The sequence below is a fragment of the Bacillota bacterium genome (assembly GCA_012518215.1).
Taxonomy (GTDB): Bacteria; Bacillota; Dethiobacteria; order DTU022; family PWGO01; genus JAAYSV01.
Window position 1 is genome coordinate 133,349 of the sequence record JAAYSV010000049.1, and the last position, 21,696, is coordinate 155,044.

The 21,696-nt window shown below is 52.1% G+C and carries 16 protein-coding genes; 1 reads left to right on the forward strand and 15 read right to left on the reverse strand.

Features of this window, described 5'->3' with window-relative positions; all coding sequences use genetic code 11:
• Nucleotides 1–210: 210 nt before the first annotated feature.
• The 12 genes from topA to GX364_08330 form a co-directional block, all read right to left on the reverse strand.
• The gene (gene topA, locus GX364_08275; GenBank protein ID NLI70842.1) at nt 211–2,292 is read right to left on the reverse strand and encodes a type I DNA topoisomerase; all 2,082 of its coding nucleotides are present in this window, start codon (nt 2,290–2,292) and stop codon (nt 211–213) included.
• Nucleotides 2,293–2,369: 77 nt separating this feature from the next.
• Nucleotides 2,370–3,455 carry a DNA-protecting protein DprA gene (dprA, locus tag GX364_08280; protein NLI70843.1) on the reverse strand — a complete coding sequence of 362 codons (1,086 nt, stop codon included), beginning with the start codon at nt 3,453–3,455 and terminating at the stop codon, nt 2,370–2,372.
• A 265-nt stretch (nt 3,456–3,720) separates the two neighbouring features.
• Entirely contained in the window at nt 3,721–4,107 is a 387-nt protein-coding gene (locus GX364_08285; protein ID NLI70844.1) for an aspartate 1-decarboxylase, read from the reverse strand.
• A 2-nt stretch (nt 4,108–4,109) separates the two neighbouring features.
• A complete protein-coding gene (locus GX364_08290) occupies nt 4,110–4,955 on the reverse strand; it encodes a pantoate--beta-alanine ligase (protein NLI70845.1) in 846 nt (281 codons plus the stop codon).
• A gap of 27 nt (nt 4,956–4,982) precedes the next feature.
• Nucleotides 4,983–5,840, reverse strand: a complete 858-nt coding sequence (gene panB / locus GX364_08295; GenBank protein ID NLI70846.1) for a 3-methyl-2-oxobutanoate hydroxymethyltransferase — start codon at nt 5,838–5,840, stop codon at nt 4,983–4,985.
• A 38-nt stretch (nt 5,841–5,878) separates the two neighbouring features.
• The gene (locus GX364_08300; GenBank protein ID NLI70847.1) at nt 5,879–6,748 is read right to left on the reverse strand and encodes a DUF2520 domain-containing protein; all 870 of its coding nucleotides are present in this window, start codon (nt 6,746–6,748) and stop codon (nt 5,879–5,881) included.
• Nucleotides 6,749–7,032: 284 nt separating this feature from the next.
• A complete protein-coding gene (locus GX364_08305; protein ID NLI70848.1) occupies nt 7,033–8,028 on the reverse strand; it encodes a M42 family metallopeptidase in 996 nt (331 codons plus the stop codon).
• Between the two features lie 22 nt (nt 8,029–8,050).
• Entirely contained in the window at nt 8,051–9,082 is a 1,032-nt protein-coding gene (locus GX364_08310) for a M42 family metallopeptidase (GenBank protein NLI70849.1), read from the reverse strand.
• 118 nt (nt 9,083–9,200) lie between these two features.
• Entirely contained in the window at nt 9,201–10,280 is a 1,080-nt protein-coding gene (locus tag GX364_08315; GenBank protein NLI70850.1) for a M42 family metallopeptidase, read from the reverse strand.
• Between the two features lie 20 nt (nt 10,281–10,300).
• Nucleotides 10,301–11,455: a hypothetical protein gene (locus tag GX364_08320; protein NLI70851.1), complete on the reverse strand. Its 1,155-nt coding sequence runs from the start codon at nt 11,453–11,455 to the stop codon at nt 10,301–10,303.
• A 61-nt stretch (nt 11,456–11,516) separates the two neighbouring features.
• Entirely contained in the window at nt 11,517–13,142 is a 1,626-nt protein-coding gene (locus GX364_08325; protein NLI70852.1) for a citramalate synthase, read from the reverse strand.
• 172 nt (nt 13,143–13,314) lie between these two features.
• A complete protein-coding gene (locus GX364_08330; protein NLI70853.1) occupies nt 13,315–14,580 on the reverse strand; it encodes a DUF362 domain-containing protein in 1,266 nt (421 codons plus the stop codon).
• Nucleotides 14,581–15,038: 458 nt separating this feature from the next.
• Between GX364_08330 and GX364_08335 the strand changes: the two genes are divergently transcribed.
• Complete coding sequence (locus GX364_08335; GenBank protein NLI70854.1) at nt 15,039–16,043, forward strand: D-2-hydroxyacid dehydrogenase; 1,005 nt, start codon at nt 15,039–15,041, stop codon at nt 16,041–16,043.
• A 48-nt stretch (nt 16,044–16,091) separates the two neighbouring features.
• Here GX364_08335 and GX364_08340 read toward each other — a convergent pair whose 3' ends face one another.
• The 3 genes from GX364_08340 to GX364_08350 form a co-directional block, all read right to left on the reverse strand.
• Complete coding sequence (locus GX364_08340) at nt 16,092–16,736, reverse strand: LysM peptidoglycan-binding domain-containing protein (protein NLI70855.1); 645 nt, start codon at nt 16,734–16,736, stop codon at nt 16,092–16,094.
• Nucleotides 16,737–17,083: 347 nt separating this feature from the next.
• Nucleotides 17,084–20,401: an AAA family ATPase gene (locus GX364_08345; protein ID NLI70856.1), complete on the reverse strand. Its 3,318-nt coding sequence runs from the start codon at nt 20,399–20,401 to the stop codon at nt 17,084–17,086.
• Nucleotides 20,398–21,528 (reverse strand): DNA repair exonuclease, encoded by a 1,131-nt coding sequence (locus tag GX364_08350; protein ID NLI70857.1) that lies wholly within the window; start codon nt 21,526–21,528, stop codon nt 20,398–20,400. The genes GX364_08345 and GX364_08350 overlap by 4 nt, the downstream gene beginning before the upstream one ends.
• Between the last annotated feature and the right edge of the window lie 168 nt (nt 21,529–21,696).

The window sequence follows — 21,696 nt, forward strand, 5'->3', positions numbered from 1 at the left end:
CGCAAATATATTAGCATATTTTGAAAAGACATGCAAGCATACCTAGGTAAATATTAATAAACATTCATAACATTCACTGTTGAAAAATTGTTGATGGGCAGCGGCAATATCGCGGAAAATACCGGCCACCGGATCTCGACATCCTGCCGGGTTGTTTTCATTACCCGAGCGCCTCACGGCCATAGCCTAGGGGGAAGATGTTTCCAATATCTATAATTTATTTTCCCTCGCGGCCTTCTCCGGACATTCAGGGTTCCCGCAAGCGATGATCTTCCGGTTACGATCCTTTTCGATCATGAAATAACCGCAGTCGGGGCACTTTTCCGGCAACGGTTTTTTCCAGAGGGAAAATGTACACTTTGGATAATTGCTGCAGCCGTAGAAAATGCGCCCCTTGCGTGTCCGTTTCTCCAGCATTTCCCCGCCGCATGCCGGGCATTTGACCCCCAGTTCCGTCTTTATATTCCGCGTATAACGACATTCCGGAAAGCCGGAACAGGCCAGAAAACGTCCAAAACGCCCGGTACGGTAAACAAGGGGTTTTTCACACTGGGGGCATTGCTGGCCGCTATATTCGGGTTCCATCTCCACCTTCTGCATCTGCTCCCCGGCCACCTTCAGACGATTGGAAAACGGCCCGTAAAATTCCTCCAGAACCTGGATGCTGTTCAACTTCCCTTCCTCGATATCATCCAGCTTATCCTCCAGCCTGGCGGTAAATTCAACATCTATGATCTCCGGAAAAAATTCCTTCAACAGGTCCACGATGATCGTACCCAGTTCCGTGGGCTTGAAAACCTTTTTTTCCAGACTTACATAACCACGGCTGCGGATTGTCTCGATGATTGGCGAATAGGTACTGGGGCGCCCTATTCCTTTGACTTCCAGTGTTCTTACCAATGACGCCTCGTTGTACCTCGGCGGGGGCGCGGTAAAATGCTGCTCCGGTAAAAGGGATTTCAATTTCAGCTCTTCTCCTTCTGCAAGGGGCGGAAGCCAATTGTCTGCTTTTGAATCCTTCTCATCTTTACGGTAAACACTCAAATGCCCATCGAACACCACACGGATTCCGGTGGCGCGAAGGGAATAATCTCCCCCGATGATATCCACCTTGAGCGTGTCCACTACCGCCGCAGCCACCTGACTGGCCACAAATCGCGACCATATAAGCTTGTAGAGTCTCCACTGGTCCCTGTTCAGGAATGCTTTTACCTGTTCAGGTTCCCGGTATACATCCGATGGCCGTATCGCTTCGTGAGCCTCCTGGGCCCTTCTGGGGGATTTGAAAGCGTGTGGAGTCGGTGGAAGATACTGTGGACCAAGTTTTTCCCCGATGTATTCACGCACCCGTTTGCATGCCTCGTTGGAAATCCTGGTCGAGTCGGTACGTATATAGGTTACCAATCCGGTAGCCCTGCCATCACCCAACTTGATCCCCTCGTAAAGCTGCTGCGCCAGTTGCATGGTTTTCCTGGTATTGAACCCCAGCTTCTGCGCCGCCACCTGCTGCAAACTGCTCGTTATGAATGGAGGCGCCGGCCGCCTGTTCACCTTTTTGGCCGTTACTTTCTCCACGACAAAAGAACTGCCCTCCAGTTCCTTCACGATCCTGTCAGCCGTTTCCCTGTTGCCGATCTTGATTTTTTTGCCTTTAGCTTTGAGAAGCTGGGCACTGAAAGGTTGCCTGCTCTGGCCGGTCAGGACCGCTTCGACAGACCAGTATTCATCCGCTACAAAAGCTTCTATCTCCTTCTCGCGATCACAAATCAGCGCAACGGCGACCGATTGCACCCTTCCCGCACTCAAGCCCTTCCTTACCTTTTGCCAGAGAAGTGGGCTGATCTGGTAGCCAACGAGGCGATCAAGTATCCTTCTGGCCTGCTGGGCTTCCACACGATTTTCATCGATAAGCTTGGGTTCCTTGAGAGCCTTTTTTATCGCTGCCCCCGTGATCTCGTTGAATTCTATTCTGATCAGATCACGATCATCAAGACCAAGCGCCCGACTGAGATGCCAGCAGATAGCCTCGCCTTCACGATCCGGGTCAGCAGCAAGCAACACCCTGTCCACCTTCTTCCCCGCAGATTTCAGTTTGTTCAGTATTTCACCGCGTCCGCGGATAGTGATATAAGTTGGTTTGAAATCCTTTTCAATATCGATACCCAATTTGCTCTTGGGAAGATCGATCAGATGGCCATTGGAAGCAAGAACCTGGTAACCGCTGCCCAGGAATCTCTTTATTGTATTGGCCTTGGTTGAAGATTCAACAATCAAAAGAGTCTTTTTAGCCAAATATAGCAACCTCCTGTTAATTATTTATTTTACAAGCTACTTTTGTTATTAATAAATAATTTCCCGAACCAGCACTGTCAATGCATCCGTACAAAATATTTTCCCGGTAGCTGATTCAAAAAACCCTTCAACTCCAGGTTCAACAATATACCGTTCAATCTGGACGAAGGGAGCCCGCTGAGGCGGACAATCTCATCGAAATGGATGGGCTGAAAGGGGATCAGTGTCAACATTTTTTCCTCCTCCGCATCGTCCAGTGTCATCTGCCTCACTCCACCCGTCGTTTCTTTTTTCTGGACAAGATGATCCAGCTCCTCAAGAATATCATCGACCGATTCAACCAGTTTGGCCCCCTGTTTTATCAGGCGATTGCACCCCCGGCTGTAGGGGCTGTTTATATTACCGGGTACGGCAAAAACTTCCCGCCCCTGCTCCAGTGCAAAATCAGCCGTTATCAATGCGCCGCTTCTTTCCATCGCCTCCACCACGACCACACCCAGGGAGATGCCGCTGATGATCCGGTTTCTCTGGGGAAAATTCCGGGGTAAAGGAGTCGTGCCTGGAGGGAATTCGCTGATCACGGCCCCCCGGCGGCTGATATCAGCCTTCAAGCGGCGATTGCGAGCGGGGTAGCATACATCCACCCCCGAACCTAGCACCGCGATTGTCCTTCCCCCCACATCGAGCGCACCTCGGTGCGACCATGTATCGATACCCATGGCCATACCGCTGACGACAGCTATTCCCATGGCGGCCAATTCGCCGGACAATTTCAGGGCGACCTCCCGTCCATAAAGGGTTGATTTGCGGCTACCGACCATGGCCACCCTCGCTTCCCCTTCCCCGAGCTCGCCGTCCACATAGATAACAGGTGGCGGCGAATGAATCTCCTTGAGCAGCAGCGGATAGCGGGGATCATCCATGGACAGTACAACGATACCACTGTTCTCGATCTTCTTCCATTCCTCTTCAACGCTGATTTCAGCACGATCGGCTACAAATTTTGCCGCCAACTTGCCCCAACCGGGAATATTCCTCAATGCTCCTGGCGGCGCACGCCAGGCTTCTTCCGGGTCGGGAAAATACTCCCTCAATGCTTCAATGCTCTTCGGCCCCAGACAGGGGATCATGTTCAGGGCGTGAAGATAAGGCAATTTGACCATTATGCGCTTCCCATCCATTTTCCCATGTTATGACAATTGGCAATATATACATATCATAAAATAAAAATAGAGGACAGGCAACTTTTCATCTGTACCTCTATTTTTGCATATCTATCTTCTATCATCAATGGTCGGGGGAAGCCGCACCACCTTCTCCCCGCGGCGGCACATAAAAATAAAGAGTAAATCGTGAAGATCTTTCACAACATCGGCCGGCCCGAACCACCGATGAACGTATGTCCCCCGGGCATCGAAAAGGGGAACTCTAAAACGCTGTCTCTGTGAAAGGCCTCTCTTCCCGAACACCCTGGATGCGATTCTTCTCGTTGACAAATATCACCCGTGGTTTGAACCCTTCCAGTTCCTTCTCGCTGAAAACCCCGTAACCTATGATGATGACCTTGTCGCCGGGATCAACCAGGCGGGCTGCGGCGCCATTCAGGCAGATGTCCCCGTCCCCGCGGGGGCCAGCAATAACATAAGTCTCCAACCGGGCACCGTTGCTGCAGTTCAATACATGGACCTTTTCATAGGCCAGAAGATCAGCCGCCTCCATGAGAGCAGAGTCAATAGTTATGCTTCCCATGTAGTTTAGATTGGCCTCCGTCACCGTGGCCATATGAATTTTGGATTTGCACATGAACCTCAACAAGGTTACACCTCCACCAAGATATTATCGATCAATCTTGTCTCCCCGAACTTCACAGCCAGGGCCAACAAGGCAGACGTCTCTATTTCTTCCAGCGGTTGAAGGGTTTCGCTGTCAACAACCTCGATATATTGAATATTCGCCCGGGGTTCTTTACCGATGGAATCGACCATGAAATCCCGCACCACCCGTGCATCCTTCTCCCCCGACAACACCATATCGCGTGCCTTTTTCAAGGTACGGTAAAGGATGGCAGCCGCTTTTCTTTCGCCAGGCTCGAGGTAAGCATTGCGAGAACTCATGGCCAGGCCATCATCTTCCCTGATCGTGGGACAGACCACTATCTCCAGATTCATGTTCAGATCGGCCACCATCTTGCGTATGATCAACGCCTGCTGTGCATCTTTCTGCCCGAAAAAAGCTTTGTCCGGAGTAACGAGGTTGAACAACTTGGTAACAACCGTGGTAACCCCTCGAAAATGGCCGGGCCTGGAACCGCCGCAGAGCGGCTCTGAAATGCCTTCCGTATTCACATAGGTAAGATACCCCCGGGGGTACATGGATTTTACCTCCGGGTAAAAGATAAGGTCGCACCCGGCCTCCTCCGCCTTCTTTCGATCCTGCTCCAGGTCACGCGGGTATTCTTCGTAATCTTCACCCACCCCGAACTGTAAAGGATTGACAAAGATGCTCAGTACCACATATTCGGTCTGCCGGACCGCCTCCCTCAGCAGTGAGAGATGGCCTTCATGCAAGAAGCCCATGGTCGGCACGAAGCCCACACTCTTGCCGTCGCGCCTGGCCCCGGCTATTTCACTTTTCAAAGTTTTGAAATCTCTGATCACCTGCATATCATTTCCTCAAATGTCCCTGCCGGATCACTTCAGCCGGTCCAGAGTTCTGGCCAGCTTCTCGAACACTTCTTCGGACATGCCAAAACGGTGTTCATCCGCCGGGAAGGTACCATTCTTTACCTCTTCAATATAGCTCTTGACTCCCTTTTCCATTTCCTCGCGTGCCCGGGCGTATTGCTTGACAAATTTCGGCCTTTTCCCCGTGTACAGCCCCATAACGTCGTGATAGACCAGGACTTGACCGTCACAATGTTCCCCTGCCCCGATGCCAATCGTGGGTATAGAAAGCTGCTCCGTGATCAGGCGCGCCAACAGCCAGGGAACACATTCAAGCACGATACCAAAAGCACCGGCTTCCTCGAGCATCCTGGCATCGTTGACCATCTTCAAAGCAGTCTGCATATCCTTGCCCTGTACCTTGAACCCGCCCATCTGACCGACCGATTGGGGCGTCAGACCCAGATGCCCGATAACGGGTATCCCGGCACCGGTAATCCCTTTTACCGCTTCAATAATTTCCTCCCCGCCTTCCAACTTGACCGCGTCAGCACCACTTTCCTGTATGGCTCTGGCAGCATTGGACATCGCCTGCTCCCTGCCGATCTGGTAAGTCATGAAAGGCATATCGATGATTACCATGGCCCTCTTTGCTCCGCGGACCACTGCACGGGCATGATGGATCATTTCATCCAAAGTTACTGCCAGCGTATCCTTGTATCCTAGCACCACCATACCCAGGGAATCTCCCACCAGGATGGTGTCCACCCCGGCTTCGTCAACCAGCTCGGAAGTGGGGTAATCGTAAGCGGTGAGCATGGTAATTTTCTCTTTGGCCTTCTTCTTCTCTTTCAGATCGATGATGGTAATCTTGCCTTCGGGCATTGCGGAAAACCTCCTTGTAATAGCATTATTTCTTGAATCTATGATAAAGCCCCGATTATGTTTTTCTTGCCTTCCCCTGACAGCGTGCCTTTGTCCTCGGCTACTTCGGCCGTGAAACGGCCAAGCAGGCGGTATATTTCCATGACCTGGGGCATAACCTCCTTCATCTTTTCTATATGGCGGCCGATCGTCGAGGCATCGCCGCGATCGATAGGCCCGGTAAGTGCCCGGGGAACGCCCACCTTCTTCATGTTGGCAAGTGTCCCTTCAATCAAGGGCATCATGGCAGGTAAAGCTTTCTGGCGATCTACCCCTGCAATTTCCATCATCTTCAGCCCCAGATCGATCAGGGCCACGAAATAATTGCAGACTACACAGGCGGAAGCATGATAAAGAGGCTTCATTTCCGTGGGAATCGTCAGTGCCACCCCCTCGAACGCGGCAACCAATTCTTCTCCCACTTCAAGAGCCCGTTCATCACCTTCCAGGGTAAAATATGATCCGGGCAAATTTTGAAAACCCGTCTCCGAGCTGGGGAATGTCTGCAAGGGATGCATGGAAAGGATATCGGCTCCTGCTTTTTTCGCCGGTTCAAGGAGCGTGGAATCGTGAGCCCCACTCGTATGCAAGACTACTTGTCCATCCCGGAAACCACCGTTCCGGGCAATTTCCCTGCAGATTTCCCCGATAACCCGATCGGGGGTGGTGATAAAGACTATATCCGCTCGCCTGGAGACCTCCTCCGGATCCATGGAATGATCCACGCCCAATTTCTCCGAAGCACGACGGGCAGAATCCTCGGTACGACAACAGATCCCGTTCAGTTTGAAGCCCTTTTCTTTCAGAGCCATGGCCAGCGCCACTCCCACGTTGCCGGCCCCGACAATACCAATGTTCATGTCTTCCATTCCTGCCACTACCTCCTCCTTGGCTCGGATAAATTGAAAATACCTTACCGCAACGCGATAAGGTACTCACAGGCAAACGACGATGAAGCACCTCCGTCCCGGTCCCAGTTTGGCTCCAAGCAGAGATTCCGTATCATTTTTACACGGTGTAGCGCCCGAAAGCTGCCACCCAAAATATATTAACCCAAATAAGATTTATCGTCAAGATATTTTTAATTTTGTGTCTTCTCCAACAATTTGAACAGACTGTAATCGCCAAAACGTGACAAAATAATAGCCATTTTTTATCCGGGCCAATCGGGGGATAGGCATAGCTTTTCAAGGAGAATCACAGCGTTTTCAACATCATGCCGATCCACCATCTCCGAAGCAGTATGCACGTAACGGCAAGGAATGGAGACAACCCCTGCCGGCACTCCCTCACGGCTCAGGTGTATTGCCCCCGCATCGGTACCTCCCTTTTCCAGAACCTCAAGCTGGTAGGGTATCCCGTTTTTTTCCGCAGTTTCGACCATCAAGCGGCGGACGAGGGGATGGCTTATCAGTGAAGAATCCTTGACCTTCACAGCCGGTCCCTTTCCGAGAGCTACATCCATCAAAGGAGCTTCCGGTGTATCCCCGACCATGGTGACATCCACAGCAATGCCATAGCTCGGGTCGACACTGAACGATGAACTTCTTGCCCCCCGCAATCCAACTTCCTCCTGGGTGGTAAAAACAAAGACCAGTTCCCGGGGGACCTTTGCCGGCAGGCGCCGCAGAACCTCGATCATTATTGCACAGCCAACCCGATCATCCATCGCTTTGGCCATGTAACGCCCCCCCAGGTCAACAAAACGATGATCGAATACAGCCATATCTCCAACGGATACCCTGGCCCTCGCTTCTTCATCATTTGTTGCACCTATATCAAGGTAGAGTTTGGGCCAATCGAGTTCATTCAATTTCTTGATCTTTTCATGGTGGACGGTCCCCTTCACACCCCGTTCAAACATGAAACGTTGACCAACAAGTTGGGCAGGCTTTATACCGCCCACGCCGGCGATTCTAAGAAACCCCTTCGCATCTATGTGGGTAACGATAATGCCGATCTCATCCATGTGTGCAGCCAGCATCAGGCGTCCCCCACGCCCTTTCCTGGTAACAGCCAGGTTGCCCAGCGGATCGACGGCGATCTCCACGGGAAGATCTTTGATCTCTTCCACGATGGCTTTGCGAACGTGAGACTCCATCCCCGAAGGACCGAAGATTTCCGTAAGTTTTGCGATCAATTTATCCATAGTCTGGCAAACATCCTTTCCCCTAGGTATTGTACCAAGCGGCGGCAGAATCCAGAAATGCACGAGCCAGGTCCGCGGTAGAGCGATAATCGCCCCCGTTCAAAATGGAAGAAGGCGCATGAATGTAGCGGCAGGGAACCGATATAACCGCGGTTTTTACCCCCCCACGGCCGGTTGAGATGGAACCGGCATCGGTTCCGCCGCCGGTAAAACGGCGCAGCTGATAGGGTATTTTCTTTTCTTCCGCCAGTTTGATCATCCCCTCCAGCAACCCACGCTCAACGATCACCGACCCATCCATGAAACTTATCGCCGTACCCCCGCCCAGCGAAGTCAGATGCCTGTGTTCCTTGATTTCGGGCAGATCCACAGCGGCAGTACTTTCCAGCACCAGGGCCAGGTCCGGTTCAAGGGTATAGGAAGCCACCGCCGCCCCCCTCAATCCCACTTCCTCCTGAACAGTGAATGCCGCCATGAAAGGAGGCGTATCCTTGCACCTGAGAAGTTCCAGAAGGATCGAACAACCAGCCCGATCATCAAACGCTTTGCCCATGTAACAATCTTCTCCCAGGCGCACGCAAGATGTATCAAAAGAAACATAATCGCCAATTTTAACTGCTTTTTCAGCCTCTTCCCTGTTAACGGCGCCGATATCGATAAACAATTGTTCCACTTCCAGTGTTTTTTTGCGTTCTTCCGGCTTCTGAAGATGAATGGCCTTGGCTCCGATCACCCCCGGCAATTTGTCCCGCCCGACGATCACGGGCTTGGAAACCAGGACACGATCATCGATGCCACCAACCTTCTTGAAGCGAAGATGACCCGTTTTTTCTATCGAGCTGACCATGAGGCCGACCTCATCCATGTGTGCGGAGAGCATGATCCGGGGCGCACGCGTAAGCCGGCGGCGGGATCCCTTCCGGACCAGAAGGTTGCCCATCGCATCAGTCTGCAAGGTGATCCCCCTGCGGGGAAGGGCTTCGCGGATGAAGCGCCTTACCTCCCCCTCGTCCCCGGAAACACCGGGTATATTGGAGAGTTTTTCCAGATACATGATCATTTACCTCCGAAAATACCGCTGGCAAGTTTCAAACCCGCATGCGCAAAACAACATGGCTGCAATCCGGGATGCCCTGCCATCGGCGAAATTACCCGTGTAACATAAATGGGCCTCAATCATAATTTTTGATCGCGTTCACAAAATCATCGTCTATCTTCAGCATCAGATAGGCTATCAGGCGCCCCGCCTGAACGATATCCCGGGCATGAACAAGCTCAACCGAGGTGTGCATGTATCTCAAAGGAACAGAAATCAGTGCAGAAGGTACACCCTCCCGTGCGAGCTGTATTGAACGTGCATCGGTAGGCGTGGGGCCCGGGGTAGGATCCAGATTGACCGCAATACCCTGTTCTTCAGCCACCTTCTGTATTTCTTCCGCCAACAGGGGATGAACGTTGGGCCCCACAGCGATGGCCGGGCCCTTTCCCAGTTCGAAAGTATCCTCGTCACTGACACCGGGCATATCCCCATGGCAGACATCGACTGCCACCCCGATATCCGGATTTACAGAGTAAGCGGAAGTAACTGCTCCGCGGGTACCAACTTCTTCCTGGGCTGTGCCTACAAAATACACATCCGCGCCATGTTTCAACTTCCCCAGAATGGAAGCGGAATGAATGATTGTCGCTACACCGGCCCGGTTATCAAGCGCCTTTCCGGACATGTAGTGCGAATCCTTCATGGGTGTAAAACGTCTGTAAATCGTGATTATATCTCCGGTAGAAACGAGGTCTGCAGTTATTCCGGCAGGAAGCCCCACATCGATGAACATCTTCTCCACTTTGACCGCCTTCCTCGCATCACCGGGTTTGATCACATGCGGAGGCAAGGTTCCGATCACACCGCGCAAAGGTTCCTTTCCGTGCACCGTCACGGACTGCCCCCAGAGAGTGCGCGGATCAAATCCACCGACAGTGGTAAATCGGATGAACCCGCATTTATCAACTCCGGTCACCATCAGGCCGATTTCATCTATATGGGCAGCAATGAACACCGCATGGCGCCGCCGGGAATCTGCCGCCCCCCTCTTGAAGGCGATGATGTTGCCGAAGGCATCTTTTTCGAGACGGTCAACATGGGGCCGTATGTATCTTTCCATCACGGAGGCAGCTTCATTTTCAGCACCCGAAACACCTGAAGCCTCGGACAATGCCCCGAGCATCTCCTGCAAATCCAAACTTTCATTCCCCATGTTTACCATCACCCCAGTTATTATGAATTCCCCAAAGATGATGGATCATCCATCACCATTTTTTCCAGCTGGGCCAACACCCGGTAGACCCTTTCCGCCTGTTCTTCCGAAAGGGTGCCCGCACCGCAGGAAGGGGTCAGCAACAATTGTTTTTGCAGTTTTTCCCTATCCACCCCATGGGAAACAAGTATTTCAATTTTATTTTGCAGATTCGTGTACAGGGAATCGGCATCCTCGCCATCAATCTTTTCAGAAGTCGGAACGATTCCCCAGGCCAGCCCGCCTCCACGATCCAGGTATGCGGATAGTTCCCCCGCATAGACGAGAAGTGATGGAAAATAATCGTAGGCATCAAAGCTGATCAGATCAAAAGGCAATTCCAGCATCAAGGACCAATCTGCCCCGGCGCAGCAGTGGATGCCTGCCACCCCCCCGTCCCCCTTGATACCATTGATAACCTCTCTCAAGCTGCCCTGTATATCTTCCCTTCCCAGGGCAACATAACCGGAAGTGCCGTAACCGTAAACCCCCGGATCATCGATAAACAGAAGCACCGGCCGGCTGAAACGGCTCAGCTGCTTGACTTGCCAGCGAGCATGAAAAGTCAGGGTTTTGACCAGCAGCTCCCGCAGCTGATCATTGTAAAAAGCCGGGCTGCCTCCCTGATCCGTAACCTGCAAACCCACCGTGACCGGACTGCTCAACTGCCCCTTGACCATTCCCGTCCGGGGCAGATCCCAGTCCTCGTTCAGAAAACGAAAGAAACCTTCCGCCGCCCCCCTTGCAAAAGCAAAGGGACTTTCTTCGCCGAGCAATTGTTCTTCCCCGATCCCGACCAGCATCTCGTAATAGCGCAGGACACGCTCATCCCAGCGGTGGTTGTCTTCCTCGAAAAAAGGAGTCCGGGTCAGCCCGGGCTTCAATGAGACCAACCCCGCGTCCATGAGCGGGGTCAGATACTGCAATATCAGCCCCTCGGCGGGGTCCCTTCGCGGCAATTGAGGCCAGTGCGGTATATGGTGCAGATTCTTCCTGATGATCTTTATGGCCCCGTCTGCAGAAAGGTGTGGCATACTTCCGATTCCCGTTGCTCTATGGTACACTTTTTTGATCGGCCCCTTTCTTTCCCGGAAACATTGCCAGTTCAATACAAGAAATTCATTTCGTGTTGCCATCCGGCAAAACTTCCGCCGACATCCGGTTCGGGACAAAACCGGGGTAAACAGTTGAACAGGATCAATCCTTTTTGAGCAGGGTCAACAGCTTGCGATCTTCCAGTATTGAAGGCATCTTCTTGTGAAGCAATCCGTACTCCAGGCTATCAACAAGGGCTGTCCAGCTGGCCTCGATGATATTGGTTGAAACTCCGACAGTGCTCCATGTTTTTTCATCATCCTTCGATTCAAGAAGAACCCTCACCTTGGCACCGGTTCCATCCTGCTCCTCCAGGACACGCACCTTGTAGTCAACCAACTTCATTTTTTTGAGCGAGGGGTAAACTTCTTCCAGTGCCTTGCGCAATGCATTGTCCAGGGCGTTTACCGGGCCATTGCCATCGGCTGCCGTATGAATTTCCCGGTCACCCACGACCACCTTGATGGTCGCCTCACATTGCGATTCGCCATCGCCGTGTTTTTCCACGATTACCCGGAACCCCTCCAGCCGGAAAAGACTCCGATAGGCGTTCATCACCTTCCAGACCATGAGTTCGAAAGAACCTTCCGCGATTTCAAACTGGTATCCCTCGTACTCCATCTTTTTCAAAGTCTCCACGATCCTCTTTGTTTCCGGATTTTCCTTCAGAAGCTTGATATTATTTTGTCTAACCTTGTAGAGTATATTGCCCTTTCCGGAAAGTTCCGAAACAAGAATTCGCCTGCGGTTTCCTATGGATTCAGGTTTTACGTGTTCATATGTGTCCGGGGTAATATTCACGGCATCCACATGGACTCCTGCCTTGTGTGTGAAAGCATTCCTTCCCACATAAGGTTGCTGCTCCGCCGGCACGATATTGCAGAGCTCGGCAATGTAATGGGAATAATCCGTGAGCTTCTTCAACCTGCTCTTGGAAAGGACGGGCAGCTTGAGTTTGAATTGCAAGGTTGGTATTATGGTGCACAGGTTGGCGTTGCCGCATCTCTCGCCGTAACCGTTTATTGTACCATGTACATGTCTGACTCCCTCACGTACGGCTATGACGCTATTGGCAACAGCCATGCCACCGTCATCATGCGCATGGATACCGATCGTTACCGGGGTCGCCTTCTTTACTTCCCTGAGGATGCTCTTGACTTCCCAGGGCATTACTCCCCCGTTGGTGTCGCAAAGAACAATAACATCGGCACCGCCGTCCCCGGCTGCCTTGATCGTTTCCAGAGCATATCCGGCGTTGTTCTTGTAACCATCAAAAAAATGTTCGGCATCAAAGATCACATGTTTGCCATGATCCTTCAGGTAACGTATGGTATCGGAGATCATGGCTGTATTTTCTTCAAGGCTGGCCTTCAGGACATCGGTGACGTGAAAGTCCCAACACTTCCCGAATATCGTCACCACCTCGGTCCCCGACTCGATCAAGGCCTGTACATTTTTATCCGCATCCACGGCTATCCCCGGCCTCCTGGTAGAACCGAAAGCACATATACGGGCATGTTGCAACTTGACTTCCTTGATACGCCTGAAAAACTCCATATCCTTGGGATTGGAACCCGGCCATCCCCCTTCGATATAGTCCAACCCCAGCTCGTCCAGTTTTCTGGCAATCTTCAGCTTGTCATTCACAGACAGGGAGATTCCTTCTCTCTGTGTCCCGTCCCGCAAAGTGGTGTCATACAATTCGACCTTGTTCTTCAACGCGGCCATGGTTCGATCCCCTCTCCTTTGAAACTGATTCACGCGCAGCTACAGCCAGATGAATTGTTCCGGTTGATACACCCTGAACCCCTTGCTGCTGCGACAAATTTTCTTTGTGATACATATAGACAGTAGTATAGCGTACCGCCAGTTTTCAGACAAGTTCTTGCAACGCAAAGAGTCAGATCCTGTCGATTCCGGAAGATGGCGTTTTTCTCCTTTTCAAACTGACCGCCCCTTCCGGGCATATCTCCAGACAACAATAACAGCGCAGGCAGGCATCGTACATGATCGACGCCCTCCTTCGTTTCTTGCCGTTTTCCACCTCACTCATGAACATGGCCTCCACGGGGCAGTACTCCAGGCAGCGGCCACAACCGGTACACTTCTCATTTATGCAGGGCCACGGTCTCCTTCCCTCCTGTATATTCCTGATCCAGGCCGGAGCATAACGCAACAGAAAAGACCAGCCCTTCCCCGCGGCCCCCCTGTCAAAATCGAGGTGCCGCAACTCCTCGAAAGGCCCCAGGACATTGATATCAGCCAAATTGCCCCCGATCATCTGTCGTCTGATAGCCGCATCCAGCGTGGATACTTCAGCAGGAACAAAACCCACCAGTTGCGCACTCACGGCATCCAGGGCAACGGCATCCGTCGAGGCAAGTATCGCCCCGACCGGTTCGGGCCGCCCGTGGCGAGGGCCCAGCCCCTCCATGGCCACCACCGCATCGACAATCGATATGGCCGGCCGCGTGGCCAGGTAAAGATCGAGTAGAAAATTTGCAAAATCATCTACCATGGGATAGCGCAGATGATAAAGCTTCTTCTGCCTTCCGCCTATAAAACCATAGCAATTCTTCACGGCGGCAGTTAAACCGGTCAGGGTGTGGGTTTTCAGTTTGGCCACGTTGATGACCATATCCATCTCCATTGCCGCAGCCGACAACTTGATGAACCTGCAAAGCCGGGCGCCTGGAACTTCCACCTCGATATTCTCTTCCAATTCCAGCAGGGAGGCACCCGTCTCCCTGACCACATCCATGATACCACTGATCTCGGCCACCCTCATGAGAGGCCCCTCCATGGGGCTGTCGCCCACGAAGGCGGTCCCGCCCACTTCCTGCACCGCCTTCACCACCGCTCTGACCACCGCGGGGTGCGTGGTTACAACCCTTTCCGCCGGTTCCGGAGCAAGCATATTGGGCTTGATCAGAACTCGTGCGTCCCTGGCAAGGGCCGCCCCCAGGCCTCCGCAATCTTCAAGAACCTTGCGCACGGCCCGTTCAACCGTTTCTTGCTCGTAACTGCGGCAGGGGAAGATACTGACAGTTTGCGCGGACAATTTCAACACTCCATTTTCACTACCGGCGTTCTCTTTCAGTTCTTGCGGATAGCAAGATAACTCATCCTGCGTTCTGCATCGCCATTCTCCACCATTATAACGCATAAAAAAATATTTTTGAGAATACTTGAAATAAAGCTTTACATTTCATAAAACCAGGTTTATACTGACAATAGTGTTACTTTTCTGATTATCGTGTTACATGGGGATACCGGGAACTTGTTCGTTCCTGTTACCGGGCCCCGAAAGGAGAGAGGCCCATTTCACAGCCAATCTTGACCACTTGCCGCAGTAACGGCGCGGCATCCAGGGTCTATTTCTAACCTCATAACATAGCTCTTGCCCGGAAAGAACCGTCAAGTAAAACTGCTCATTTTCTCTCCGGGCCATTTTTTTCCCCGTTCTTCCGCAAAAGTTGGACATTTCATTGGAATTCCACGGAATATGATTGTAAAATAACAGGAGGGCTCATGGAGATGCTATATTTGAAAAATGTATTACTCTATTCTTGTCGATATATCATATGAGATAATTCTTCAAGATTGATCGATCATAAAAAGTCCATGACGGGGAGCCACCTCCCTTGCAATGGAACGAGGTGTAAAATCTTGAACAAGATAGTGGTGCTTGACGGTTATACCTTGAACCCCGGTGATCTATCCTGGGATGAATGGAAACAGTTCGGTGAAATAACCGTGTATGACCGCACTCCAGAGGACCTTGTCCTGAAAAGAATAGATGATGCCGGGATCATCCTGACCAACAAAACCGTACTGACCGGGGAAATATTTGATCGGGCACCCCATATCAGGTATGTAGGCGTGCTGGCGACCGGCTACAACGTGGTAGATATTGCCGCCGCCAGAGAAAAAGGGATCACGGTGACCAATATACCCGCTTACGGAACGGCCGCCGTGGCGCAGATGACCTTCGCACTGCTCCTGGAGATGTGCCATCATGTCGGGGCACATAGTGAAGCGGTAAAAAAAGGAGCCTGGACAGATTCTGCCGATTTCTGCTTCTGGAATTATCCACTCATCGAGCTGGCAGGGAAAAACCTGGGCATCATCGGATTCGGCCGCATCGGGCAGGCGGTGGGCAAGATCGCCCGGGCCATGGGCATGAACGTCCTGGTCCATGACCCCCATCCGGAAAAAATACCGGAGAGCGGAAGCTTGAAATATGTGAAGCTTGGACAGCTGTTCGCCGATGCGGACATTATCTCCCTGCACTGCCCCCTGCAAGACAGTACTGAAGGCATGATCAACAGAAAGACCATCGCCATGATGAAAGACGGCGTGATGATCATCAACACCGCGCGGGGCCCCCTGATCAACGAGGAAGATCTGGCAACTGCGCTTGACAGCAAAAAAGTTGCCGGGGCTGCGCTTGATGTCCTCTCCCGGGAGCCACCCGGAAATGACAATCCCCTGCTATCGGCAAAAAACTGTATCATCACCCCGCATATTTCGTGGGCACCGAAGGAATCCAGAGAGCGCTTGATGGACATCGCCATGAATAATGTAAAACAGTTTCTGGCCGGGAAAACGGTAAATGACGTGACCTGATTTCCATGTGGCGCCCTCTCTCCCCCGGTACAGAAAGCTGAATTCCTCCTACCTGTAAAGAATGACCAGTTCTGAATGCCGCAATGTGTTGGCAGGCAGTGCTTCATTGGAAGAAGTGAGCCCGTAAACTGATGCCATTATCTTGGCATTTTTGGGCACTTCTATCGTGACCTCGTAGATCTTGAGTGTCACCTGAGAAAGATTTACCTGTTTCATAACTGTACACCCCGGAGACACGCTGCCACAAAAATCCTTGTAAACTATTTTTGGGCATTTATCCTTGTTGTAGAACTTGATCTCGTAGTTGATGGCCTTCCCCGAATTGTTTTCAACAAACACATTGACAAATTTCTGCGCCGTAGAATACCAATACAAAGGGCCGGTAGAATAGATCTGCTGTTTGCCCGGAATGCAGATTACCTGGCCAGGGTAGAGCACATTCGGGTTGTGAATCTGGGGATTGGCATCGATAAGATCGGCCAGAGGGACACCAAAGCGGTTCGAAAGCAGGTAGAGCGTATCCCCCTTGATGACCGTGTACAATTGCCCCGAACATGTGGCAGGTGGCGGCGGAATACCCTTGACCCCAACTTTCCCCTTGTCATCTTCTTTTTTCATCTTCCACACCTTCCTTTTATTTAATTTCAATTCATTATATGGCAGCTCGTAGACTGTGTGAAAACAAACAATCATGGATGGGAAGGCATTTGTTTCCGCTCATACTGGCATAACAACTGCTTTGAATGGAAAATAAATATTACTGCCCCCGCATCCTGATTTCCAAACCTGTCATTTGGCCGTGGGAATGCTGCGGTTGGGGCTTTTACATGCGGATCTGGCAATCAGCCACGCACGGGCCGTGGGGAAAAAGGCCCGGAAACAAAACCCCCGGTATGATCCTCAACATATCCGGGAATCTTTACCGATGTGGATGGTATCCGAGTCCTACAACTGTTTTTTAAAATTGGTGCCGGGGGTACATTCCTGCCATCGTCCCATTATTCACCCTGCAATAGCTCCGGTTCAACCGAAAACGAAAGTCAGGAGAAAGGTCCCCTGTTTATCTTGATGGGGGTGCCCCATCGTTTGAAGGTTTCGGCATGTGAAAGAATGATAAACTGGCGTTTATCCTTCTGGCGATGCAATATTTCGCGGATTTTTTGCAGACGCCCGGCATCGGTGCCAGTAAAAGGGTCATCAAGGATGAGGGGCAACCTTATATTCTCGGCCAGAAGATCCGCCAGTGCGAAGCGCAACGACAGATAAAGCTGATCCCGGGCCCCCTTGCTCAACTGTGCCACACTGCATTCACGGCCATCCTCGAGAACACCGATGTTGAAGCCCTCATCCATACTGATCTTTCTGTTGGCCCTTCCCGTAATATCGAAGCAATATTCCGAAGCCTGATTCTCGAGACGCTCCTTGTGAGTGGAACGATAATCATCTATCGCCCCTTTCAATTCCTTGTAAGCAAGCGTCAGCGCATCGGCGTTCATTTCCATCTTTTCTTTTTCCATTGTCATTTCCCCGAGTTCAAGTTCCGCGGCGGCAATATTGAGGGGCTTTTCTCCTTCAAGTGAGGCCTGCTGCCTGAAAAGGTCGTTGCGCTTTTCCTCCAGCCCGCTTTTCTTTTCCCCTAACTTGGCGATCTCCGCCTCCAGTTTCTCCCGGGCATCGGTCACATATTTAAGATCATCGACCCGATCGGTCCCCGGCAGGCCCGGGTTCTGTTCAATGAAGCTCTGCCAATCCCTCAACAATGCAATGGCTTGATCCTGAGCCCGATTGTAAACGCCCTGTAGATCCGAAACCCCCTCTGCATCATTTCTGTCCAGAATTGTTTTCAGTTTGATATCGGCATCACTTTTCTCACGTGAAAGCTGTTGCCACTCCTTCCAGCGTGACAGGGCCACGGCGGTGTCGCCTTCGTAAGCCTCCAGAATTCCCGGCAACAATTCAAGCAAATCCGCTTTTTTTTCTTGCAAAACCGCCAGGTTGTTTTTCTCCTCCTCCAGCCTTTCCCCTTGCCCTTCAACCATGTTCTTTTTCTCTTCAATCTCTGCCATCAGTCGGGACAGCTCCGCCGCCTCTTCAGCCTGCTCCGCCCACCAGGTATCGGCAAGGTCCTGCAACCGTCCGGTCATGTTGGCAGCCTTCTGTACCGCTGTATCACCAAACTTCATACCCAGAAAACGTGCTGTTTCCTTCCATTCCCCGGAAACTTCATCTGACCGTAGATCGGCAGCCTCCGCTTCTTCCGGGCTGCATCCAAGTTTCTGTTCTGCAAAAAGATATGATTTTTCCAACAAGGTTTGTTTCTGATCAAGTAGATTCTGCCATCGGGCATAAGCTACGGGGATATCTTCCGGATTGGCCGCAAATACAGCCATTTTATGCTCATAGTCTCTCATTTCCTCCGCCGCTTTTTCAGCTTTTTTCCGCAATCCATCCATTTCATCTTCCGATGGCAATTCCCCGGCCAGCGCCGCCAGGCGTTGCCGTTCATATTCGCTGCGCTGCAGGCGCTCGGCAAGCCTTCCCAGTTCCGCATCCCCCCATGCAGCATACGGCCCAAGCTTGCGGTCATAGTCGGCCAGTTCGGCCATGAGCATCTGCATTTCCCCCGCAGCATGGATACCCTTGCCTTTCCTGCGCCAGCCGGCTATCCGGCGATAAACGAGGCCACCCAACCAGTAACCGACCCCCCCGGCGATGATCGCCGCCACGGCCATAAGAAAGATGTTGCCCATTCCGACGATCACGCCAGCCGCGGCTGCAAGGACCAATGCCCCGCACAACCCGGGAAGCAGGGATGGCGGTGCTGCCACCTCCCCCCCCGCCCCGGTTTCCAGTTCTCGTTTTCTTTTCAGTGTCCCCAGCTTTCCCTCCACGAGGGCGGCAGCGTCTTCCGGAAGCCCCTTCAAATCGGCATATTGTTCCTCGTACCCCGACCTGGCTTCCAGGTAATCATCTACCGTGGCAAGCTCCCGCTGTGTCTTTTCTGCCGTATCCTTCAGCCGCGTGTATTGTTGATTGTATGCCCGGACCATCTCCAGTTCATCCCGTGACGCTTCTTCAAAGGGTGCAAATTCGTCCCCAAGCTGTCGGTCGATGTCATTGATTTTTCCAAGCACCGCTTTGAAATCATCCCACTGTTGCCGGCAATTTTCGGCGAGGCTTTTCAGATGTTTCAGTTTCTCCACCGGATCGGTGCCCAGCAGTTCACGGGCCGCAAAATTACCATATGCTTCCATCTGTTCTTGCAGTGATCTTCTCCCTTCATTCAGGGATTCTTCAATTTCTCTTATCTTCTCCTCCACCTCGCGCAGCCGCCTTTCATTGTTATCCAGCTCGACGAGACGGTCGCCCGTCTCCGGAGGAACGTCAACAAATGCGGGAAAATCACGCCCATACTTCAGCTGCCACCGTGTTATCTCTTCTTGAAGTTTCTCCGCGTCCTCACTGTCCCGCTGCAGCTTGTCACGTTCCCGGGTGGCATGGCGGTATTTTTCGGCCCGGAAATTCCAACCGGACCAGGCCTCGTTGGCTTTTTTCCTGTCTTCAAGTTCCTTTCCCGTCTGCTGAAGCTCCTCCTGTGTTTTCGACAACTGCTCCCGCACGGCCAGAAAGGAATCTGCCTTCTGCCGCCCGTCTTCAATCTGCCGTTCCAGATCCTCGATTCTTTCAGCAAGGAGTTCCAGCTTCCTGTCCTTGCTCTGATTTCTCGCCGTGATCCCGCGTTCGTTGGGTCCCGTGTATTTGGTCAGCGATTTCAGGTTTTCGACAAGATTCTCCAACGCTCGGTTGAATGAAGTCCCCTTCCCGCCGGCAAGCAGGCCCTGAAGTTCGGAACTGATGTTCTCCGGTTCCGGCAACGGCTGCCCGACACAGAAAGTATCCCCGAAAAGTTCAACGCTGTTCAAACCCAACAGTTCCAGCAACTTTTTTTCATACTCCTCCAATTTTTTTATGGCTTCCGGATTGTGTTCTCCTTCAACGAGCAATTTTCCGCCATCAGCTCCCAGGGATCGGAGTTCCACACGATGCGTATCAAAATCCCTCTTGACAAGATAATCTTCTTCCCCGACGGAAAAATACACTTCGCCCAGGCATCTTCGGGGATTATCCCAGTTGCGTAAACGTTCAAGGGTAAAAGGCGAGGTACTCCTGCTGCGGTGGCTCAGTCCAAACAATGTGGTGATCAGGCCCGCTACCATGGTGGTCTTGCCCGTTTCATTTTCCGCCACGTAATAATTTATCCCCGGCGAGAAATCAAACTCCGTCCTCTCCGGATAGCAGCCAAACCCTTCAAGAACGAGACGGTTGAACGTTACGTTGTGGTCATGCTTTCCGGTCATACCTGATCCACCCCCTGCAGCGCGGCCAGTCCCTTGCGCATGGCCTGTCCCAGCAGTTTCCGCTCCTGCTCGTTTTCCGCTGTTGCCTGCTTCTTCCGGAGCCGTCGCACGAAATTCCCTCTCACCGTGGGTTCCTGTGCAAGACTCTCGAGGAAGGTATCCGAGAAATATTCGGTCTCATTTTTTATTTCGATATAAAAGAAATAAGGTTCCAGTGCATCCAGTAACTGTTCTTCCCCGAAATGGAAGGGTGGCGTACCTTTGAATGTCAACTGCACCATGGCTTCGGGATCGGCAAAACTTTTGCAGGTTTCAAGCAGATCGTCCGCCCCCTCCAGACCGGAAAGTTCCAAATTGCGAATCTGATGCCGGCGTATATCAAGTTCTGCCTTCTCAATTTTTATACGGCCCCCGCTGTATTCGGCGACGACAAGGCCGCCGGTTCCCGGGTCGTTGAAACTCTTGAACTCGGCCGCTCCCGGATAAACCGCCATCCCCTTCCCCACTGTTTTCTCGGTATAGCGGTGTATGTGCCCTAGGGCAATATAGTCGTAACCGGCCTCTTTCAGCAGCCCGGATTTGAGAGGAAGGCTTCTGTCGGCGACCCCTTCCCAATCCAGCGAACCGTGAAAAGCCCCGATATGAAGCCCGGGCAAGTCTTTCCGGGGAAACTTTTCGATGGAAGAAACAATTGTGAGCCCGCCCGTAAAGGCCAGAGCATAAACATGCAACCCGGTACCGTTCACTTCGACGGAAACTGACAGTTCAGGCATGGGATTCACCACGAGCTCACCCGGCCAATTGGCGCCATGCTGCCGGTAAACCGAATCCCGGTAGGTAATCTCATCGTGATTCCCCGGTACGGTAATGACACGGAGCCCCGCTGTGGTCAGGCGCCCCAGATTATCAAGAACCTGGCGGACGAGGGATTCATCGGGGCGGTAATCCTCAAATAAATCACCGACGATGAACACGGCATGAATATCGTTACCGGGGGAAAGTGCAAAATCAACCGCTTTCGCTAGCAGTTGATTGCGTTCCCGCAGACGGACTTTCTTTTTTTCGCCGCCCAAATAAGATGGAGCCCAGCCCAGATGCAGGTCAGCCAGATGCAAGATGCGCAACATGATTCACCTCTGGTAATGATTGGATTCTCCATTCATGATATACGAGCCGGAAAGTTCTGGCAACCTTTTTGCACCCGATCGATACCCCGGAAATCGGCGGCAGTATTGCGCCCACACCCTCACCCATTATCATCTTGAACCACTTTCAAATCCTTGCCTTGCAGGATA

Bases quoted from the DNA above. Each gene is read 5' to 3' on its own strand.
- dprA (NLI70843.1), bottom strand. From the start codon at position 3,455: ATGGTCAAATTGCCTTATCTTCACGCCCTGAACATGATCCCCTGTCTG.
- GX364_08290 (NLI70845.1), bottom strand. From the start codon at position 4,955: ATGCAGGTGATCAGAGATTTCAAAACTTTGAAAAGTGAAATAGCCGGG.
- panB (NLI70846.1), bottom strand. From the start codon at position 5,840: ATGCCCGAAGGCAAGATTACCATCATCGATCTGAAAGAGAAGAAGAAG.
- GX364_08300 (NLI70847.1), bottom strand. From the start codon at position 6,748: ATGGAAGACATGAACATTGGTATTGTCGGGGCCGGCAACGTGGGAGTG.
- GX364_08305 (NLI70848.1), bottom strand. From the start codon at position 8,028: ATGGATAAATTGATCGCAAAACTTACGGAAATCTTCGGTCCTTCGGGG.
- GX364_08310 (NLI70849.1), bottom strand. From the start codon at position 9,082: ATGTATCTGGAAAAACTCTCCAATATACCCGGTGTTTCCGGGGACGAG.
- GX364_08315 (NLI70850.1), bottom strand. From the start codon at position 10,280: ATGGGGAATGAAAGTTTGGATTTGCAGGAGATGCTCGGGGCATTGTCC.
- GX364_08320 (NLI70851.1), bottom strand. From the start codon at position 11,455: ATGGCAACACGAAATGAATTTCTTGTATTGAACTGGCAATGTTTCCGG.
- GX364_08325 (NLI70852.1), bottom strand. From the start codon at position 13,142: ATGGCCGCGTTGAAGAACAAGGTCGAATTGTATGACACCACTTTGCGG.
- GX364_08330 (NLI70853.1), bottom strand. From the start codon at position 14,580: ATGCGTTATAATGGTGGAGAATGGCGATGCAGAACGCAGGATGAGTTA.
- GX364_08335 (NLI70854.1), top strand. From the start codon at position 15,039: ATGACGGGGAGCCACCTCCCTTGCAATGGAACGAGGTGTAAAATCTTG.
- GX364_08340 (NLI70855.1), bottom strand. From the start codon at position 16,736: ATGATTGTTTGTTTTCACACAGTCTACGAGCTGCCATATAATGAATTG.
- GX364_08345 (NLI70856.1), bottom strand. From the start codon at position 20,401: ATGACCGGAAAGCATGACCACAACGTAACGTTCAACCGTCTCGTTCTT.
- GX364_08350 (NLI70857.1), bottom strand. From the start codon at position 21,528: ATGTTGCGCATCTTGCATCTGGCTGACCTGCATCTGGGCTGGGCTCCA.